The organism is Acidobacteriota bacterium (genome assembly GCA_039683095.1).
Taxonomy (GTDB): Bacteria; Acidobacteriota; Aminicenantia; order Aminicenantales; family Saccharicenantaceae; genus RBG-16-66-30.
In genome coordinates this window covers 37,185-52,416 of the sequence record JBDKSB010000012.1, presented here as the reverse complement: position 1 = coordinate 52,416, position 15,232 = coordinate 37,185, and the positions used below count along the sequence as shown (strand labels likewise).

The following is a 15,232-nucleotide window of genomic DNA, read 5'->3' as shown; positions in this document are numbered from 1 at the left end:
CATGAGCGATATCGCCATCGAGGTCCGGGGCTTCAGCCAGTATTTCGGCGAGGTCCGCAAGATCCAGGCCCTCGACCTCGAGGTGCGGCGGCACGAGATCCTGGGGATCATCGGCCCGGCCAGGAGCGGCAAGTCGACTTTTCTCTGCGCCCTCAACCGCCTCAACGACCTGGTCCGCGGCTCGCGCCACGAGGGCGTCATCGCCGTCGACGGCCGGGATATCTACGCGCCGGACGTCGACGTGGTCGAGCTGCGGCGGCGGCTGGGCATGGTCTTCGCGACGCCGGTCCCCCTGCCGCGATCGATCTACGAGAACGTCGCCTTCGGCGCCCGGCGGGCCGGAGTCCGCCGGCGCGACGAGCTCGATGCCATCGTCCGGGACAGCCTGGAGAAGGGCGGCCTCTGGGAGGAGGTCCTGGACCGCCTGGAGACCAGCGGCCAGAAGCTCTCGGGCGGCCAGCAGCAGCGTCTCTGCCTGGCCCGCATCCTGGCCGTCAAGCCCGAGTTCATCCTCCTCGACGAGCCGACCTCCGGCCTCGACCCCATCTCGACGATGAAGATCGAGGAGTCGCTGCGCCGGCTCAAGAAGGACTACACGATCATCCTCGTCACCAACAACACCAAGCAGGCGGCCCGGGTCGCCGACCGGACGGCCTTCTTCCTGAACGGCGGTCTCGTCGAGGTCGGCCCAACGGCCAAGATCTTCACCGCCCCCGACGATCCGCGGACCGACGACTATCTCCGGGGCAGGTTTGGGTAAACGGCCATGGCCATCATCGAAGTCCGCGATCTCGACTTCTTCTACGGCCGGTTCCAGGCCCTGCGGGGGATCACCCTGGACATCGAGGAGCGCCGCATCACCGCGCTGATCGGGCCCTCCGGCTGCGGCAAGACGACCTTCCTCCGGACGCTCGACCGCATGGCCGACCTCATCGACGACGTCCGGGTGACCGGCCGGATCCTCATCGGCGGGCAGGACATCTACGCCCCCGGCACCGATCTCCTGGAGCTGCGCAAGAAGGTCGGCATGGTCTTCCAGCGGCCCAATCCCTTCCCCCTCAGCGTTTTCGACAACGTCGTCTACGGGCTCCGCGTCCACGGCCTCCGGGACCCCGGGGCCGTCGAGGCCCGGCTCGTCCGCAGCCTCGAGGCCGTCCACCTCTGGGACGAGCTCAAGGACCGCCTCGACGAGAACGCCCTGCTGCTCTCGGGCGAGCAGCAGCAGCGGCTGTGCATCGCCCGGCTCCTGGCGGTCGAGCCTCAGATCCTGCTCATGGACGAGCCCTGCTCGGCCCTCGACCTGGCCGCGACGGCCAACATCGAGGACCTCATGGCCGAGCTCAAGAAGCGCTACACCATCGTCATCGTCACCCATAACATGCAGCAGGCGGCCCGCGTCTCCGATGTCACCGGGTATTTCCTGCTCGGCGAGCTGGTCGAGATCGGGGAGACCCGCCGCATCTTCACCGCGCCCCGCGATCCCCGGACCGAGGACTATATCACCGGACGGTTCGGCTGAGGTCGCGGCCGCCGGCCCGGCCGGTCATTTCCAGCGGAAGGGCTTCTCGTTCCGGAAGTCCGGCATCAGGTGCTCGTCCACCTGAAATGGCTGGGGCTGGAGGAAGAGCCGGTCGAGCCCCAGGGCCAGGGCCGCGTCGGCGGCCCGCCGGTACTCGCCGGCTGAGACGCCGCGCCGGAGCTCCTCCGGCGCCCTGAAGCAGGGATGGTACTGGCTCATCAGGCTCAAGCCGATGAACGGCGAGAGGTTCCGGCCGACCCAGTCCAGCAGGACGAGCGTATCCTCGACCGCGCCGGGCAGGACGAGGTGGCGGACGACGAGGCCGCGGCGGGCCGTGCCGCCGGAGCCGATATCTAGGGCCGGCTGCTGCAGCGACATCTCCTTGACGGCCGCGGACGCCTTTTCGAAGTAGTCGGGCGCGGCGGAGTAGCGCTTGGAGAGCTCGGCGGAATGGTACTTGAGGTCGGGCAGGTAGATGTCGACGACGCCCTCCAGGGCCCGGATGACCTCGAGGCCGTCGTAACCGTTGGAGTTCCAGACGATGGGAAGCTCGAGGCCATCGGTCAGGGCCTGGCGCAAAGCCCGCAGGATCGGCAGGACAACGTGGCTCGGCGAGACCAGGTTGATGTTGCGGGCCCCCCGGGCCTGGAGGTCGAGCATCATGGCCGCCAGCGCCTCGTCGGAGACCGGCCGGCCCTCGAGAAGCCAACTCAACTGGTAGTTCTGGCAGAACAGGCACTTGAGGTTGCAGCCGGTGAAGAAGATCGTCCCCGACCCGGATCTGCCGCTGATGACCGGCTCCTCGCCGAAGTGGAGAAGGGCGTGGGACACGGAGGCCAGGCGCCCCGTCCGGCAGACGCCGCCGGCGCCCGCCGTCCGGTCCGCGCGGCAGTCCCGGGGGCAGAGCGCGCAGGACTTCTCGAGCGGGGAGAGGCGGTCCAGGGCCTTCTCGACGCGTTCGAGTTTCAGGGCGTTCATGGTCATGGACCTATATTACCATAGGGGGTTTGATTACCCGGCCCGCCCCGGGTATATTAAGGGACTAATGGAGCTTGTCCGGAAGATCGCCGATATCGTCCTGCACCTCGACCGCTATCTCGGCGCGATCATCAGCCAGTACGGACTGTGGACGTATTCCATACTCTTCGTCGTCATCTTCATCGAGACCGGGCTCGTGATCATGCCTTTCCTGCCCGGCGATTCGCTGCTCTTCGCCGCCGGGACGTTCGCCGCGGCCGGCAGCCTCGACGCCCGCGTGCTCGTCGTCGTCCTGGCCGCGGCCGCGGTCATCGGGGACACCGTCAATTACTGGATCGGCCGCCGTCTCGGCCAGAGGGCCTTCAGCAAGGACGGCGCCCGCTTCTTCAAGAAGGAATACCTCGACCGGACCCACGCTTTCTACGAGAAGCACGGCGGCAAGACCATCATCATCGCCCGCTTCGTGCCCATCATCCGGACGTTCGCGCCCTTCGTCGCGGGCATCGGCCGGATGTCGTACGGCCGGTTCCTGTCGTTCAACGTCCTCGGCGGGGCCGGCTGGGTCCTCCTGCTCGTCGGCGCGGGTTATTTCTTCGGCGCCATCCCCTTCGTCAGGAAGAACTTCTCCGTCGCGATCCTGGCCATCATCCTCATCTCGGCCCTGCCCATCGCCGTCGAATACCTCCGGAACAGGCGAAGGAAACGGGCCGCGATCCCCAAGCCCTAGCCGGGCCGTCCCGGCCGCCCCTGCCCGGGCTCAGCCGGCCGACCGGAGCCTCTTGGCGATCCGGCGCAGCTTGGCCGCGCCCATGGCGTGATGGGCGGTCATGTCGGTCTGCAGGGGGGTCAGGGAGATGTAGCCCGCGTGGGCGGCCACGACGTCCGTTCCGGCGTCGCCCACCCGGCGCGGCGTCCCCGTCCCTATCCAGTAATAGGAGGAGTTGCGGGGATCGGTCTTCTCGATGATCTCGGGGTCGTAGAACTTCCAGCCTAGGCGGGTGATCTTGACGCCTTTGACCGGCGCCGGCGGGATATTGACGTTGAGGGCGGTCGCCGGCGGCAGGCCGCCGGCCAGGACGTCGGCCGCGATCAGCCGCACGATGGCCGCCGCCGCCTTCAGGTCGAAGCGGCCCCTGGCGTCCGGCAGGAGCGATACGGCGATCGAGGGTATGCCGTGGAACGATCCCTGGATGGCGCCGGCCACGGTCCCCGAATAATTGATGTCCTGCTGGCCCAGGTTCGGCCCCGGGTTCATGCCCGAGACGATGAGGTCCGGCCGCCGCGGCAGGAACTTCTGGAGGGCGAAGTAGACGCAGTCGACGGGCGTGCCGTCGACCGCCCAGACCCGCGGCTTGATCCGTTGGGCCCGCAGAGGCTGGCGCAGGGTGACGGCCAGGGAGCAGGCGCTCTTCTCCCGGTCCGGCGCGACGATGTAGGTCGTGCCGAGCGTTCCCAGCGCCCGGAAGAGGGCCTGGATCGTCTCGCGGTAGAACCCGTCGTCGTTGGTCAGGAGGATGACCGGGCGCCGGCCCCCGCGGCTCGCTTCGGTCCGGGCCGTCGTGCTCACGAGGGCTTCTTGATCATGACCAGGAGCATCTTGAACCGGGTCACCGCCTTGAGGGCGTGCGGCACGGCGGCCGGCATGATGATCATGTCGCCCGGCTTGACCCGGTTGGCCCGTCCGCCGATGACGACGTCGGCCCGGCCTTCGAGGTCGATGACCAGGGCGTCGTAGGGGGCCGTGTGCTCGCTCAGCCGCTCGCCCTTGGCGAAGGCGAAGGCGGTCACCGAGCCGGCCTTCCGGCTGATGATCTCGCGGCTGACGATCGCATCGTCCTGATAGGCGACCAGGCCGGCCGGCGCGAGGGCCCGGCCCTTCAGATCGTCTGCGGCTTTGTTCTTCTTCGTCGCGGCCATCGTGAGCTCCTCGGCCCCCGCCGGCGGCCGGGGCGGGATCTGCGGGGTGAGAGTTGGTCGGGACGGGCGGATTCGAACCGCCGACCCCATGCACCCCAAGCATGTGCGCTACCAGGCTGCGCCACGTCCCGGACCAGGGGCCCCTATTATAGCAGAATCGCGGGGCTTTTCAGGTCTTTTTTTTCCGTCCGCCGTCGAGCGCGGAAACGATGTCCTGGAGCTCGTCGCGGACGTTGTTGAGCGTCTTGCGAAGCCGTTCGGGATGGACCGGGTGGGACGGGGCCAGGTGGAACTCCTCCTCGATCCGGCGCTTGATCCCGGCCATGGTCAGCGTTTTCGCGGCCATGAGCTCCTTGACCCGGGCGACGATGGCCACGTCCTGCTGGCGGAAGAACTTCTCGCCGGCCCCGGTCAGGCCGGCGCTGAGGAACGGGAATTCCTGTTCCCAGGCCGTCAGCGTGGCGACATCGACGCCGGTCAGGCGGCTGACCTCGTCGAGCTTGTAGACGAGCTTGGCTTTGGCCTGATCGTCCCTGCCCGGTTTTGTCGGTTGAAGGGCTTCTTTTTTCACGGGCGTCCGGCCAAATCTAACAGGTTCCGGGATCGAGGTCAAGGCGTCCGGGGCGTCCCGGCCGGTCCGGCGGGATGTGATATAATCCGACCGCGATGCCGCCCATGGAAAAGACCGGAAAGGCCAACAGGAAAGACCGCGGGCCGGGGACCCACACGCCGCTGGCCGAGCGCATGCGGCCGCAATCCTTCGACCGCGTCTACGGCCAGGACCACATCCTCGGGCCGGGCAAGCTCCTGGCCGAGCTCATCGAGTCCAACCGCCTTGTGTCCATCATCTTCTGGGGGCCGCCGGGGTCCGGCAAGACGACCCTGGGGACCATGCTGGCCCGCCGCTTCGACCTGCCCTTCGAGTTCTTCAGCGCCGTCCTGTCCGGGATCAAGGAGGTCAAGGAGTTCATGGCCCGGGCCGAGCAGCAGAAGAGGCTGTTCGGCAAGCCCATGATCCTGTTCATCGACGAGATCCACCGCTTCAACAAGGCCCAGCAGGCCGCCTTCCTGCCCTACGTCGAGAAGGGGGACATCATCCTGTTCGGCTCGACGACCGAGAACCCGTCGTTCGAGGTCATCGCCCCGCTCCTGTCCCGGACGCGGGTCCTGGTCCTCAAGGAGCTCGATCACGACGCCCTTGCCCACATCATCCAGGACGCCCTCGAGGACAGGGAACGGGGGCTGGGCGCGGACGGACTGGCGATCGACCCGGCGGCCCGGGACATGCTCGTCGATTACGCCAACGGCGACGCCCGGAGGGCCCTCAACACGCTCGAGATCGCGGCCGGCCTGACCCGCGGCGACAAGACCATCTCCGTGGCCAACGTCCAGGAGGCCCTGCAGCAGCGGACGCTCCTCTACGACAAGTCGGGGGAGGAGCACTTCAACCTCATCTCGGCCCTGCACAAGAGCCTGCGCAACAGCGACGTCGACGCCTCGCTCTATTGGCTGGCCCGCATGCTGGCCTCGGGCGAGGACCCGCTCTACGTCGCCCGCCGCCTGGTCCGCTTCGCTTCGGAAGACGTGGGGCTGGCCGATCCGCAGGCCCTGGCCCTGACCCTCCACGCCAAGGAGGCCTACGACTTCCTGGGGTCGCCCGAAGGGGAGCTGGCCCTGGCCGAGGCGGTCATCTACCTGGCCGCCGCGCCCAAGAGCAACCGGACCTACGCCGCCTACGGGGCGGTCCAGAAGGAGATCGAGCGGAGCCCCCACGAGCCGGTGCCGCTCCAGATCCGCAACGCCGTGACCTCGCTCATGAAGGAGATCGGCTACGGCCGGGAGTATCAATACGCCCACGACAATCCGCTGGCGACAACGGACATGGAGACCATGCCCGAGCGACTGCGGGGCAGGAAGTACTACGAACCGGGGAGCCTCGGCTTCGAGAAGGAGATCCGCAAACGGATCGATTGGTGGGACGCGTTGAAGGCCCGGATCCGGGAAGGCGCGAAGGCCGGAGACGAGGGGGATAAGACGGGCGGGTCCTAGGCCCCGCCCTCGGACGGTTCCGTCCCGGATCTGTCAGCGCTTTTCTCTTCCCGCTCCTTGAGCAGGTAATAGATCTCCCAGCTGATGTCGTCGGCCAGGCAGCCGATGCAGGACTTCGGGGTCGTGGCGATCTCGTCGTCGGCGATCTTGTCCTTGAGGATCTTCTTGACGATGCGGCGGATCTTGTACAGCAGGATGTAGTTGACCATGCCCGGCTCTCAGTCCGGAATCATACCAGTTTGCGGCCGTCCTGGCAAAAGGCGGCCCCCCTATCCTGATTGATATATAATAACAGCGGCGCCATGGCCCGAAAACCGAAGCTCTCCACCGCCGTCGTTCTCCTCTCTTTGTGCGCCGCGTCCGCAGCATGCTCGGCGTCCGCCGCGCCGTCGCGGAGATCCCTCGTCGATCCCTTTCCCCTGCGCTTCCCGCTCGCCGAGGCCGGGTCGCTCGAGATCGACGGCCTCATCGCCGGCCAGCCGCGGGCGCAGGGTGATGTCGTTTATTGTCTCACGAGGGAGGGCTATCTTACGGCCGTCGCCGTCCCGTCCCGGGCCGTCCTGTGGCGATTCAAGGCTGACCACCCGATTTCCTCGTCTCCAGAGATCCACGGCGATTTCGTCCTCTTCCATGACGATGGCGGCGTTCTCTACGGGATCGTCCGTCCCGGGCTGGCTCTCCTTAAAAGGGCCTTCGCCCCGCAGGTGACGACGCCCGCCCATATCTTCGAAGGCGGGGTCGTGTTCGGGACAGGCGACGGGGCGGTCATGGCCTCCGCGCCAGACGGAGACCAGGCGCACGGGAGCAAGCTGCCCGGACCGGAGGCCGGGATCACGGCCGGACCGGTTCCCGTCCGGGATAAAGACGGCGGGCTGGCTCTGACGCTCTTCGGCCGCGCCGACGGCCGGCTTCAGGCCATCGGCAAGGGAGGCCGGCCGGCCTGGGAGTTCCGGGCCGAAGGGGCCGTCGCCGCGGACCCGGCCCAGATGGGACGTCACATCTTCTTCGGCGATACGCAGCGCATGTTCTATTGTCTGGACGCATTTTCGGGAAAGGTGAATTGGCGGCGCCGGCTGCAGGGCGCCCCGCTTCACCCGGCCGTCGTACGGGGAGGGACAGTCGCCGTGGCCGCCTCGAACAGCGTGGTCTACCGGCTAGCCCGGCGCGGCGGCTCGATCCTGTCCTGGGAGCCGGTCCCGTCCCGGATCGTTTACGAGCTCGCCGCGGCCGGCCCGCTCGTCCTCGTCTCCTCGGCCTCGCCGACCGTCACGGCGCTCGACCTGCGGACGGGCAGGAGCGCCGGCCGATACGATGCCTCCGGGCCCCTCGTCGCGGGCGCGGTCTGGTCGTCGCCCTACGTCATCGTTTTCGTCGGGGACGAGGAGTCCGGCCGGCAGAGGATCGTCTTCCTCAGGTCCCGCTGAAGCCCGCCGCCGGGTTGAAAAGCCCGGACGGATGCCGTAGAATCCGCCTTCCTGAAAGGAGAGACCGATGATTCGCGACGAAGCGCTCGCGCTGCTCAAACAGCATCTCCAGAACAAGAACCTCATCAAGCACTGCCTGTCGGTCGAGGCCTGCATGCGCGCCCTGGCCGTGCGGCTAGGCCACGACCCCGAGCCCTGGGCCCTGGCCGGCATCCTCCACGACCTCGACTACGAAGTGACGGACAAGAGCCCCGAGCTCCACACGACCGAGACGGTCAAGATCCTGCGGGAGAAGGGCATCGACGAAGCGGTCATCCATGCCGTATCCGCCCACGCCGGCAAGGCGCCCTGCGAATCGCCCATGGATTGGGCCATCTATTCCGTCGACCCGCTGACCGGCCTGATCATCTCGGCGACCCTGATGCACCCGACGAAGAAGATCAAGTCCATCGATCTCGAGTTCCTCAAGCGCCGCTACAAAGAGAAGAGCTTCGCCCGCGGCGCCCGCCGCGAGGAGATCGAGCAATGCCGCAACCTCGGCCTCGAGCTCGACGAGTTCCTGTCGATCGCCATCGCGGCCATGCAGGGGATCGAGGCCGAGCTCGGACTGTAAAAAAAGGGGAAGGCCGGAGCCTTCCCCGACTGACTCACCTTTCCGGTTCCTGGAACCCGCGGGCAGGACGGGGGACCGCCCCCGTTCGGGGACGGTCCCTCCCGGTCATTTCAGCACATCCAGATTGACGCCGACCTCGAAGTAGCGGCCCCGCCAGGGGAAGCCGGGCTCGGTGTAGAAGTAGTGGTTGAAGATGTTGCCGAGCTTCATGAAGAGCTCGTAGCGGTCCTTGATCTTGTAGCTGGCGATGGCGTCCAGATTGAAGAACGAGGGGATCGTCAGCAGGCTGGCGGGATTGGTCCGGGTGTTCCACCACCAGGACTTCGAGCCCAGCATGCCGTAGAACCCAGCCCGGACGCCCTTGGCCGGCAGGAACGAGACGTCGAAGTTGAGGTTGTTCTTGGGCTGGGCGTCGAGCGGCCGGCTGTCCGTGTCGTTCTGCGGATCGAGGTAGGTGTAGTTGACCGTGGCCTGCAGCCAGCGCAGGCTCTTCTGGGCCTGGACCTCGAAGCCGTAGATGTGGGCCTTGCCCACGTTGAAATACCGCCTGGTCCCGTCCGGCAGGGAGATCGAATCGATGAAATTCCGGAAGCGGTTGAAGAAGACGCTCCCCATCACGTAGACGGGGCCGTTCCAGGTGCCCGTGAACTCGAAGCTCGTGCCCGACTCGGCCAGGAGGTCGGGGTTGCCCGAGCTCGACGAATACAGGGAGCGCATCGAGGGGAAGCGTGATTTGCGGGCGAAGGACACGTGGAAATCGAGGTTATCGTTGGGCGTGAACTTGACGCCGACGAGGGGGTTGACGGAGGTGTTGTGCGTGCCCCCGGCGAACTTGTGGATGTAGTCGAGGCTCAGGCCGCCGATGATCTTCCACTGGTCCGTTAGGCTGAACTGCTCCTCGACCCCGGTCGACATCGTGCCCTGGTCGTACTTCGTCCAGGGCAAGCCCGTGTCGTCCTGGATGCGGGCGATGTCCTTCTGGTAGAGGAGACTGACCTTGACCATGTTCCGGTCGCCGGCGGGGACCTCGGCCAGGGCGAACCCGCCGTAGGACGAGTTGTCGTAGGTGCTCGCCGAGCTGAGATCGGTCATGGCCGGGTCGTTGTACCAGTCGAGGGTGTTGTAATAGTTGACGTAAAAGCCGCGGAAGCGCAGGACGGCGTCTCCGCCGAGCGAGGTGAAGCCGCCGCCGCTGAGGGTCGAGCGATCCCACCTGGGGAAGCGCCAGTACCGGGCCCGCTGGGTGAACAGGGCCGGCGGCATGCCGTAATCGGACTGGTACGTCCCGCCGCTGACCATGATCTCGGTCTTGCTCGAGGGCGTGTAGTAGAGCTTGCCGCTGAGGTTGAAGCGCTCGAAATCGCTGTTGGCGCGCAGCGTGTCGTCACCGCCCTGGGCGCTGGGGTAATAGAAGCCGTCCGAAGCCTGGTACAGGGCGCTCGCCACGAGCGAGAATTTCTTCCAGGCGTACGACCCGTCGCCGCCAAGGCTCCAGGTGTCCTGGTCGCCGTAGCTCGCGGCCAGCGTCAGGCTGGGCCGGGCCGTCGGCCGCTTGGTGATGACGTTGACCAGGCCGCCCAGCGTGTTGGGCCCGTAAAGCACCGAGGACGGCCCCTTGGTCACCTGGATGGCGTCGATGCCGCCGGCCGAGACCGTCTTGAGGTCGAAGGTGGCGAAGTACGGCTCATAGACCGGCACGCCGTCGACGAGCAGGGCGATCCGGTTGGAGCCGATGCCGCGGAGCTTCAGGGTGTAGGTGTCCTTGTCGCCGAAGGTGACCATGGACCCGGGGATGTACTTGACGACGTCGGACAGGTCGCGGGGCTTGAGCTTGATGATGTCCGTCTCCAGGACCGTCGAGACGGTGGCCAGGGGGACGTCCTTGGGAGCCTTGCCGATGACCTGGATCTCCTCGGTGATCCGGACCGGCTTTTCCTGCTCGGTCTTGGCCTTCTGGTCCTCCCGGGATTCCTGGGCCAGGACCGGGGACGATCCGAGAACGAGGGCCAGGAGGAGGGGGGCCGCGCCGGCGGACTTGAGGATGAGGCGCAGAGAAAAACTCATGGTATTCTCCTTTTCGCGGTGGAAGGAAAAGCCGTTTCCAGCTTCTCCCTGACGGCCGGATGGCGTGGCCCGATAAGGCTTTAGCCCCTCCGGCTCGGAGACATGCGATAGATTAGCAAACCGCTCCAGCCCTGTCAACGCGAGCGGGCCGGAACGTCCCGGTCAGCCGGCGCCCGTCAGGCCGTCTTCTGGAGCTTGCTGTGCCGGACGCCGTAGGCGAAATAGATCGCCAGGCCGGCCAGGAGCCAGACCCCGAACCGGATCCAGGTCACCTTAGGCAGGCTGGCCATAAGATAGAAGCAGAAGACCACGGTGATGAGCGGGGTGAACGGGACGCCGGGGGTCTTGAACTTCCGCTCGACCTCGGGCCGCGTCTTGCGCAACAGGACGACGCCGACCGAGACCAGGACGAAGGCGAAGAGCGTGCCGATGTTGCAGAGGTTGATGATCGCGTCAAGAGGGAAGAGGCCGGCGATGATGGCCGTGGCGATGCCGGTGATCCAGGTGCAGAGGTGGGGCGTCCGGTGCTTGGGATGGACCTTGGCGAAGGCCGGGGGCAGCAGGCCGTCCCGGGCCATGACCATGAAGATGCGGATCTGGCCGTAGAGGGTGACCAGCAGCGTCGAGATCATGCCGATGATGGCCCCGGTGGCGACCAGGGCGCCGCCCCAACGGATGCCGATCCGGGCCAGGGCCGCGGGCAGGGCGTTGCCGATATCGATCTGCTTGAAGGGCACGATGCCGGTCAGGGTGAAGGCGACGGTGACATAGAGGACGATGACCACCCCCAGGCAGAGCATCAGCCCGAGCGGAACGTCCCGTTTCGGGTTCTTGGTCTCCTCGGCCGCCGTGGAAACGGCGTCGAAGCCGATGTAGGCGAAGAAGATGATGGCCGCGCCGGCCATTACGCCTTTCCAGCCGAAGGGCATCATCGGCGTGAGGTTGCTCAGCTTGACGTGGGTGACGCCGAGGATGACGAACAGCACGATGACCGCCACCTTGATGCCGACGATGATGTTGTTGATCTTGGCGCTCTCGCGGATGCCGATATAGAGGATCCAGGTGATGCCCAGGGTGATGAGGATGGCCGGCAGATCGATGATGCCCCCCGAGGCGACGACCTTGCTGCCGGACATCGTGATCGGCGGCGTCAGCAGGGCTTGGGGCAGCTTGATCCCCCATTCCTTGAGCAAGCCGATGAACGTCGTCGACCAGCCCGACGCGACGGCGCTGGCGGCGACGAGGTACTCGAGCATCAGGTCCCAACCGATGATCCAGGCGATAACCTCGCCGAAGGCGACATACGAGTAAGAGTAGGTGCTGCCGGCCACGGGGAACATGCAGGCCAGCTCCGAATAGGTCAGGGCGCAGAAGCCGCAGGTGACGGCGGCGATGATGAACGACAGCAGCACGCCGGGGCCGGCCAGATGGGCGCCTTGCCCGGTGGCCACGAAGATGCCGGTGCCGACGACCGAACCGATGCCCAGGGCGGCCAGGTCGAAGGCGGTCAGGTTCTTCTTGAGCTGGGTGTGTTCCGCCGCTTCTTCGATCTGGGCCGGGGTTTTTGTCTTCCATATGTTCATGTCAAGCCTCTCTTCAGGGCGGTAAAGAGGTGGATTATATCCGTTCCCCCGTGGTAAAAGCAATCCTTCGATTTCCGTTTGACAGGGCGCGCCCGTTGGGTTACGAAGGGGGCTCGACATCCGCGGTCCGGGAGGCGCCCATGAGAACCCGCAGGATCCCGATCGTGCTCGCGGCGGCCGGTTTCGTCCTCGCCCTCGCTCTGGCCGGCTGCTCGAAAGGCCCCGGTCGCCAGGCCCTGGAGTCCATCCGGGCCGGGGACATGACCTTCCCCCAGAAGTTCCTCAGCGCCCCGGAATTCCGGGGCCGCAGCACCCCGTCGGTCGAGCAGGATATCGCCGCCAGGTACATCGCCCTGACGGCCGGGCGGCTCGGCCTCGCGCCGCTCATGCCGGACGGCTCCTTTTTCCAGGAGGTGCCGGTCGAGGTCACGGCGGTCGCGCCGTCCGCCTCGCGGCTCCGGCTGACCACTGCTGCGGGCGAGCGGACCTTCGCCTTTCCCGCGGATGCCACGGCCGGCCGCTGGTTCGAGACCGGCCGGGCCTCCGGCGAGATCGTGTTCGTTGGCTACGGCCTGTCCGCCCCGCAGCTCGGCTGGGATGACCTGGCCGGCCTGGACCTCGGGGGGAAGGTTGCGGTCGTCCTGGAGGCCGTCCTCCCGGAAGGGCACCCCCTCAAGCCGGCCGAGAACCGCCGCCTCCTCAACGGCCGTTACGCCGCCCTCGGCGGGCGCGGCGCCGCGGCCGTGGTCACCATCATCGACGAGGCCCGGGAGCGGCGGCTGGTCGAAAAGGGCCTGGGCTTCGATCTGCCCCAGCGGGCGCGCGTCCCGGACATCGACAACGCCGCCCCCGGCGCCGCGGCCCCGGCCGCCGCGGCTGCCCCGTTCCTCCAGGTCGACGTGCGGCGGGCCGCCGGCGCCGCGATCCTGGGCTGCGCGCCGGAGGACCTCGCGCGGATGTCCGGAGAGCTCCGAGGCGGGAGGCGCGTGGCGGCGAAAGGGCTTCCCGGCCGCCGGCTCGAGATCGGGATCGCCGCGATCCGGCGGCGCGACCGGGCCTTCAACGTCGTCGGCGTCGTGGAGGGCTCCGATCCGGTCCTGAGGAGCGAGTACCTGACCGTCACCTCGCATTACGACCACCTGGCCGTCCGCGAAGGCCGCGTCTATCCCGGCTCGGATGACAACATCTCGGGCGTGGTCGGCATGTTCGAGATCGCCCGGGCCCTGCGCCTCGCGCCGCCCAAGCGGTCGGTCATCTTCGTCTGGAACACGGCCGAAGAGCTGATGCTCCTCGGCTCGTACTACTTCGTCCAGCATTGCCCCGTGCCGGTCGAGAAGATCAGCGCCAACCTCGACCTGGACATGATCTCGCGCAACGCCGCGAACCACATCTACCTCGTCGGCTCGAACAGGCTCAGCTCCGAGCTCGACGCCAGCATCCAGGCCATCAACAGGCGGCCCGGACCCGGGCTTATATTGGACTACACGTACGAGGCCCCCGGCCACCCCGACCGCTTCTTCTTCCGCAGCGACCAGTATCCCTATATCCGCTACGGCATCCCCGGCGTGTGGTTCTTCTGCGGCACGACCGGGGATTACCACACGGAGGGGGACGTCGAGGCCAAGGTCGACTACGCCAAGATGGAGAAGGTCTGCCGGCTCGTCTATCTCGTGGCCAGGGACATCGGCGACAAGCCGGCCCTGCTGAAGCTCGACCGTCACCCGGAAGTGACCCGCCGCGGCCCGGAGAACATGAAGGTCGCCTGGGAGTGAGGCCCGGCCGCCCCGGGCGCGGCAGGCCGCCGGCGCTTTGACTTGCCCCGGGCCCTGTGCTATGTAGAACGCGATGAGGATCGTGGCGGTCGTCGGCTACTCCGAAACCGGCAAGACGCGCCTGGCCGTCCGGCTCATCGGCGAGCTGCGGCGGCGGGGGCTGAGGGTCTCGGCCGTCAAGCGCTGCTCCCACGGCTTCTCGCTCGACACGGAGGGGAAGGACACGGCGGATTTCAGCGCGGCCGGGGCCGATAACGTGGCCATGGTCTCGCCGGAAGGCTGGGCGGCCCTGGGGAGCGCGCCCGACGCAGACGCCTCGGCCCTGGCCGAGCGGCTCTTTCCCGAGGCCGACGTGGTCCTCATCGAGGGCGGCAAGGACGTCCGGGGGCCGCGCAAGATCGAGGTGCTGAGGGCCGGCCTGTCCGACATCCCGGTCAGCCCGGCCGCCGAGCTTCTCGCGATCGTCACCGACGGGGCCCCGCCGGCGGGGGCCGCGGCGCCGGTCTTCGGGCCGGACGACATCGCCGGGATCGCGGACCGCATCCTGTCGCTGAAGGAGGGGGGCATGGCGGACATCACGCTCGAGGTGGACGGACGGGAGGTCAACCTGAACCCGTTCGTCCGGACGTTCATCGAGAAGACCGTGCTGGGGATGGTGACTTCCCTGAGCGGGATCGACCCGAACCCGAAGAAGATCAGGCTCGTCATCGACCGGACGGGCGGCAAGGACAAGCCCCGAACCAAGCCGTGAGGGGCCTGCCGGAATGAAAGGACGGCGGCCGCTCCGGCAGCCGCCGTCCACTTCAAAGACTCAGCTGACCTTGACGATCTTGTGCGTGTGGCGGCCCTTGGTGGCCTGAACCAGGTAGCCGTCGTAGCCGGGGATCCAGATCTCCGAGAGGATGTACTTGTTCCCGACGACGTCGAAGACGAGGCTGGCGGCCTGGGGCTCCGCATGCAGGTCCCTCGTGAGCGAGGTGACGATGTTGACGATGTCGCCCGTCTTGCCCTGGCCCTGGATCCTGAAGACGTACGCCGCGTCGTCCTTCTGGAACTCGTACTCGCCGGCGGGCAGCACCTTGCCTCCGGCGGCGAAAGCGAAGTCGATCTTCGCCTTGACGGCCTCGGCGGATTGGGCGGCGTAAACCGAGCCGAGGGCCATCAGGCCGGCGACAGCCAGCGCGAGAATGATCCTTGATCTCACTTGAAGCCTCCTCATGCTTAGATTTGAAAAGCTTTCTCGAGCGCCCGAAACCTTTCGTTTGATCTTTTTGCATAAAACGTGCCAATGAGGAGGCGCAACTCTCGCCCGC

At 67.0% G+C, this 15,232-nt stretch carries 16 protein-coding genes, 1 tRNA gene and 1 riboswitch; of the genes, 8 read left to right on the top strand and 9 right to left on the bottom strand.

The features are described from left to right. Window position 1: 1 nt before the first annotated feature. Both ABFD52_08115 and pstB read left to right on the top strand, forming a co-directional pair. Entirely contained in the window at window positions 2-760 is a 759-nt protein-coding gene (locus ABFD52_08115) for a phosphate ABC transporter ATP-binding protein (protein MEN6560722.1), read from the top strand. 6 nt (window positions 761-766) lie between these two features. After that, entirely contained in the window at window positions 767-1,519 is a 753-nt protein-coding gene (pstB, locus tag ABFD52_08110; GenBank protein MEN6560721.1) for a phosphate ABC transporter ATP-binding protein PstB, read from the top strand. Window positions 1,520-1,543: 24 nt separating this feature from the next. On the opposite strand, the gene ABFD52_08105 is transcribed toward pstB, so the two are convergent. Next, window positions 1,544-2,503, bottom strand: coding sequence for a radical SAM protein (locus ABFD52_08105; protein ID MEN6560720.1), 960 nt, complete (start codon window positions 2,501-2,503; stop codon window positions 1,544-1,546). A 61-nt stretch (window positions 2,504-2,564) separates the two neighbouring features. Here ABFD52_08105 and ABFD52_08100 point away from each other — a divergent pair, with 61 nt between their 5' ends. Next, window positions 2,565-3,224: a DedA family protein gene (locus ABFD52_08100; protein ID MEN6560719.1), complete on the top strand. Its 660-nt coding sequence runs from the start codon at window positions 2,565-2,567 to the stop codon at window positions 3,222-3,224. 30 nt (window positions 3,225-3,254) lie between these two features. Here the strand turns inward: ABFD52_08100 and surE are convergent, their stop codons facing one another. The 4 genes from surE to ABFD52_08080 all read right to left on the bottom strand — a co-directional run bounded on the left by surE (window position 3,255) and on the right by ABFD52_08080 (window position 4,985). Continuing rightward, the gene (gene surE / locus ABFD52_08095; protein MEN6560718.1) at window positions 3,255-4,064 is read right to left on the bottom strand and encodes a 5'/3'-nucleotidase SurE; all 810 of its coding nucleotides are present in this window, start codon (window positions 4,062-4,064) and stop codon (window positions 3,255-3,257) included. Continuing rightward, the gene (locus ABFD52_08090; protein MEN6560717.1) at window positions 4,061-4,414 is read right to left on the bottom strand and encodes a cupin domain-containing protein; all 354 of its coding nucleotides are present in this window, start codon (window positions 4,412-4,414) and stop codon (window positions 4,061-4,063) included. Before ABFD52_08090 ends, surE begins: the two co-directional genes overlap by 4 nt. Before the next feature lie 54 nt (window positions 4,415-4,468). After that, window positions 4,469-4,545: transfer RNA gene (locus ABFD52_08085), tRNA-Pro, on the bottom strand. A gap of 38 nt (window positions 4,546-4,583) precedes the next feature. After that, a complete protein-coding gene (locus ABFD52_08080; protein ID MEN6560716.1) occupies window positions 4,584-4,985 on the bottom strand; it encodes a MerR family transcriptional regulator in 402 nt (133 codons plus the stop codon). A gap of 104 nt (window positions 4,986-5,089) precedes the next feature. Here ABFD52_08080 and ABFD52_08075 point away from each other — a divergent pair, with 104 nt between their 5' ends. Then, window positions 5,090-6,463: a replication-associated recombination protein A gene (locus tag ABFD52_08075; GenBank protein MEN6560715.1), complete on the top strand. Its 1,374-nt coding sequence runs from the start codon at window positions 5,090-5,092 to the stop codon at window positions 6,461-6,463. Here the strand turns inward: ABFD52_08075 and ABFD52_08070 are convergent. After that, a complete protein-coding gene (locus ABFD52_08070; protein MEN6560714.1) occupies window positions 6,460-6,672 on the bottom strand; it encodes a hypothetical protein in 213 nt (70 codons plus the stop codon). The two genes, ABFD52_08075 and ABFD52_08070, sit on opposite strands and share 4 nt — an antisense overlap. A gap of 93 nt (window positions 6,673-6,765) precedes the next feature. Between ABFD52_08070 and ABFD52_08065 the strand changes: the two genes are divergently transcribed. Together ABFD52_08065 and ABFD52_08060 are read left to right on the top strand one after the other, a co-directional pair. After that, on the top strand, window positions 6,766-7,887 hold the full coding sequence (locus ABFD52_08065; GenBank protein MEN6560713.1) for a PQQ-binding-like beta-propeller repeat protein: 1,122 nt from the start codon (window positions 6,766-6,768) through the stop codon (window positions 7,885-7,887). 67 nt (window positions 7,888-7,954) lie between these two features. Then, window positions 7,955-8,500 carry an HDIG domain-containing metalloprotein gene (locus tag ABFD52_08060; protein ID MEN6560712.1) on the top strand — a complete coding sequence of 182 codons (546 nt, stop codon included), beginning with the start codon at window positions 7,955-7,957 and terminating at the stop codon, window positions 8,498-8,500. A 105-nt stretch (window positions 8,501-8,605) separates the two neighbouring features. Here ABFD52_08060 and ABFD52_08055 read toward each other — a convergent pair whose 3' ends face one another. Further along, on the bottom strand, window positions 8,606-10,564 hold the full coding sequence (locus ABFD52_08055; protein ID MEN6560711.1) for a TonB-dependent receptor: 1,959 nt from the start codon (window positions 10,562-10,564) through the stop codon (window positions 8,606-8,608). Then, window positions 10,555-10,676: riboswitch (molybdenum cofactor riboswitch) on the bottom strand. (Overlaps the previous gene by 10 nt.) 64 nt (window positions 10,677-10,740) lie before the next feature. Further along, window positions 10,741-12,147 (bottom strand): amino acid permease, encoded by a 1,407-nt coding sequence (locus ABFD52_08050; GenBank protein ID MEN6560710.1) that lies wholly within the window; start codon window positions 12,145-12,147, stop codon window positions 10,741-10,743. Window positions 12,148-12,287: 140 nt separating this feature from the next. Here ABFD52_08050 and ABFD52_08045 point away from each other — a divergent pair, with 140 nt between their 5' ends. Continuing rightward, window positions 12,288-13,919 carry a M28 family peptidase gene (locus tag ABFD52_08045; GenBank protein ID MEN6560709.1) on the top strand — a complete coding sequence of 544 codons (1,632 nt, stop codon included), beginning with the start codon at window positions 12,288-12,290 and terminating at the stop codon, window positions 13,917-13,919. Window positions 13,920-13,992: 73 nt separating this feature from the next. Beyond that, complete coding sequence (gene mobB / locus ABFD52_08040) at window positions 13,993-14,670, top strand: molybdopterin-guanine dinucleotide biosynthesis protein B (GenBank protein ID MEN6560708.1); 678 nt, start codon at window positions 13,993-13,995, stop codon at window positions 14,668-14,670. A 60-nt stretch (window positions 14,671-14,730) separates the two neighbouring features. On the opposite strand, the gene ABFD52_08035 is transcribed toward mobB, so the two are convergent. After that, window positions 14,731-15,123: a hypothetical protein gene (locus ABFD52_08035; protein ID MEN6560707.1), complete on the bottom strand. Its 393-nt coding sequence runs from the start codon at window positions 15,121-15,123 to the stop codon at window positions 14,731-14,733. Window positions 15,124-15,232 lie beyond the last annotated feature (109 nt).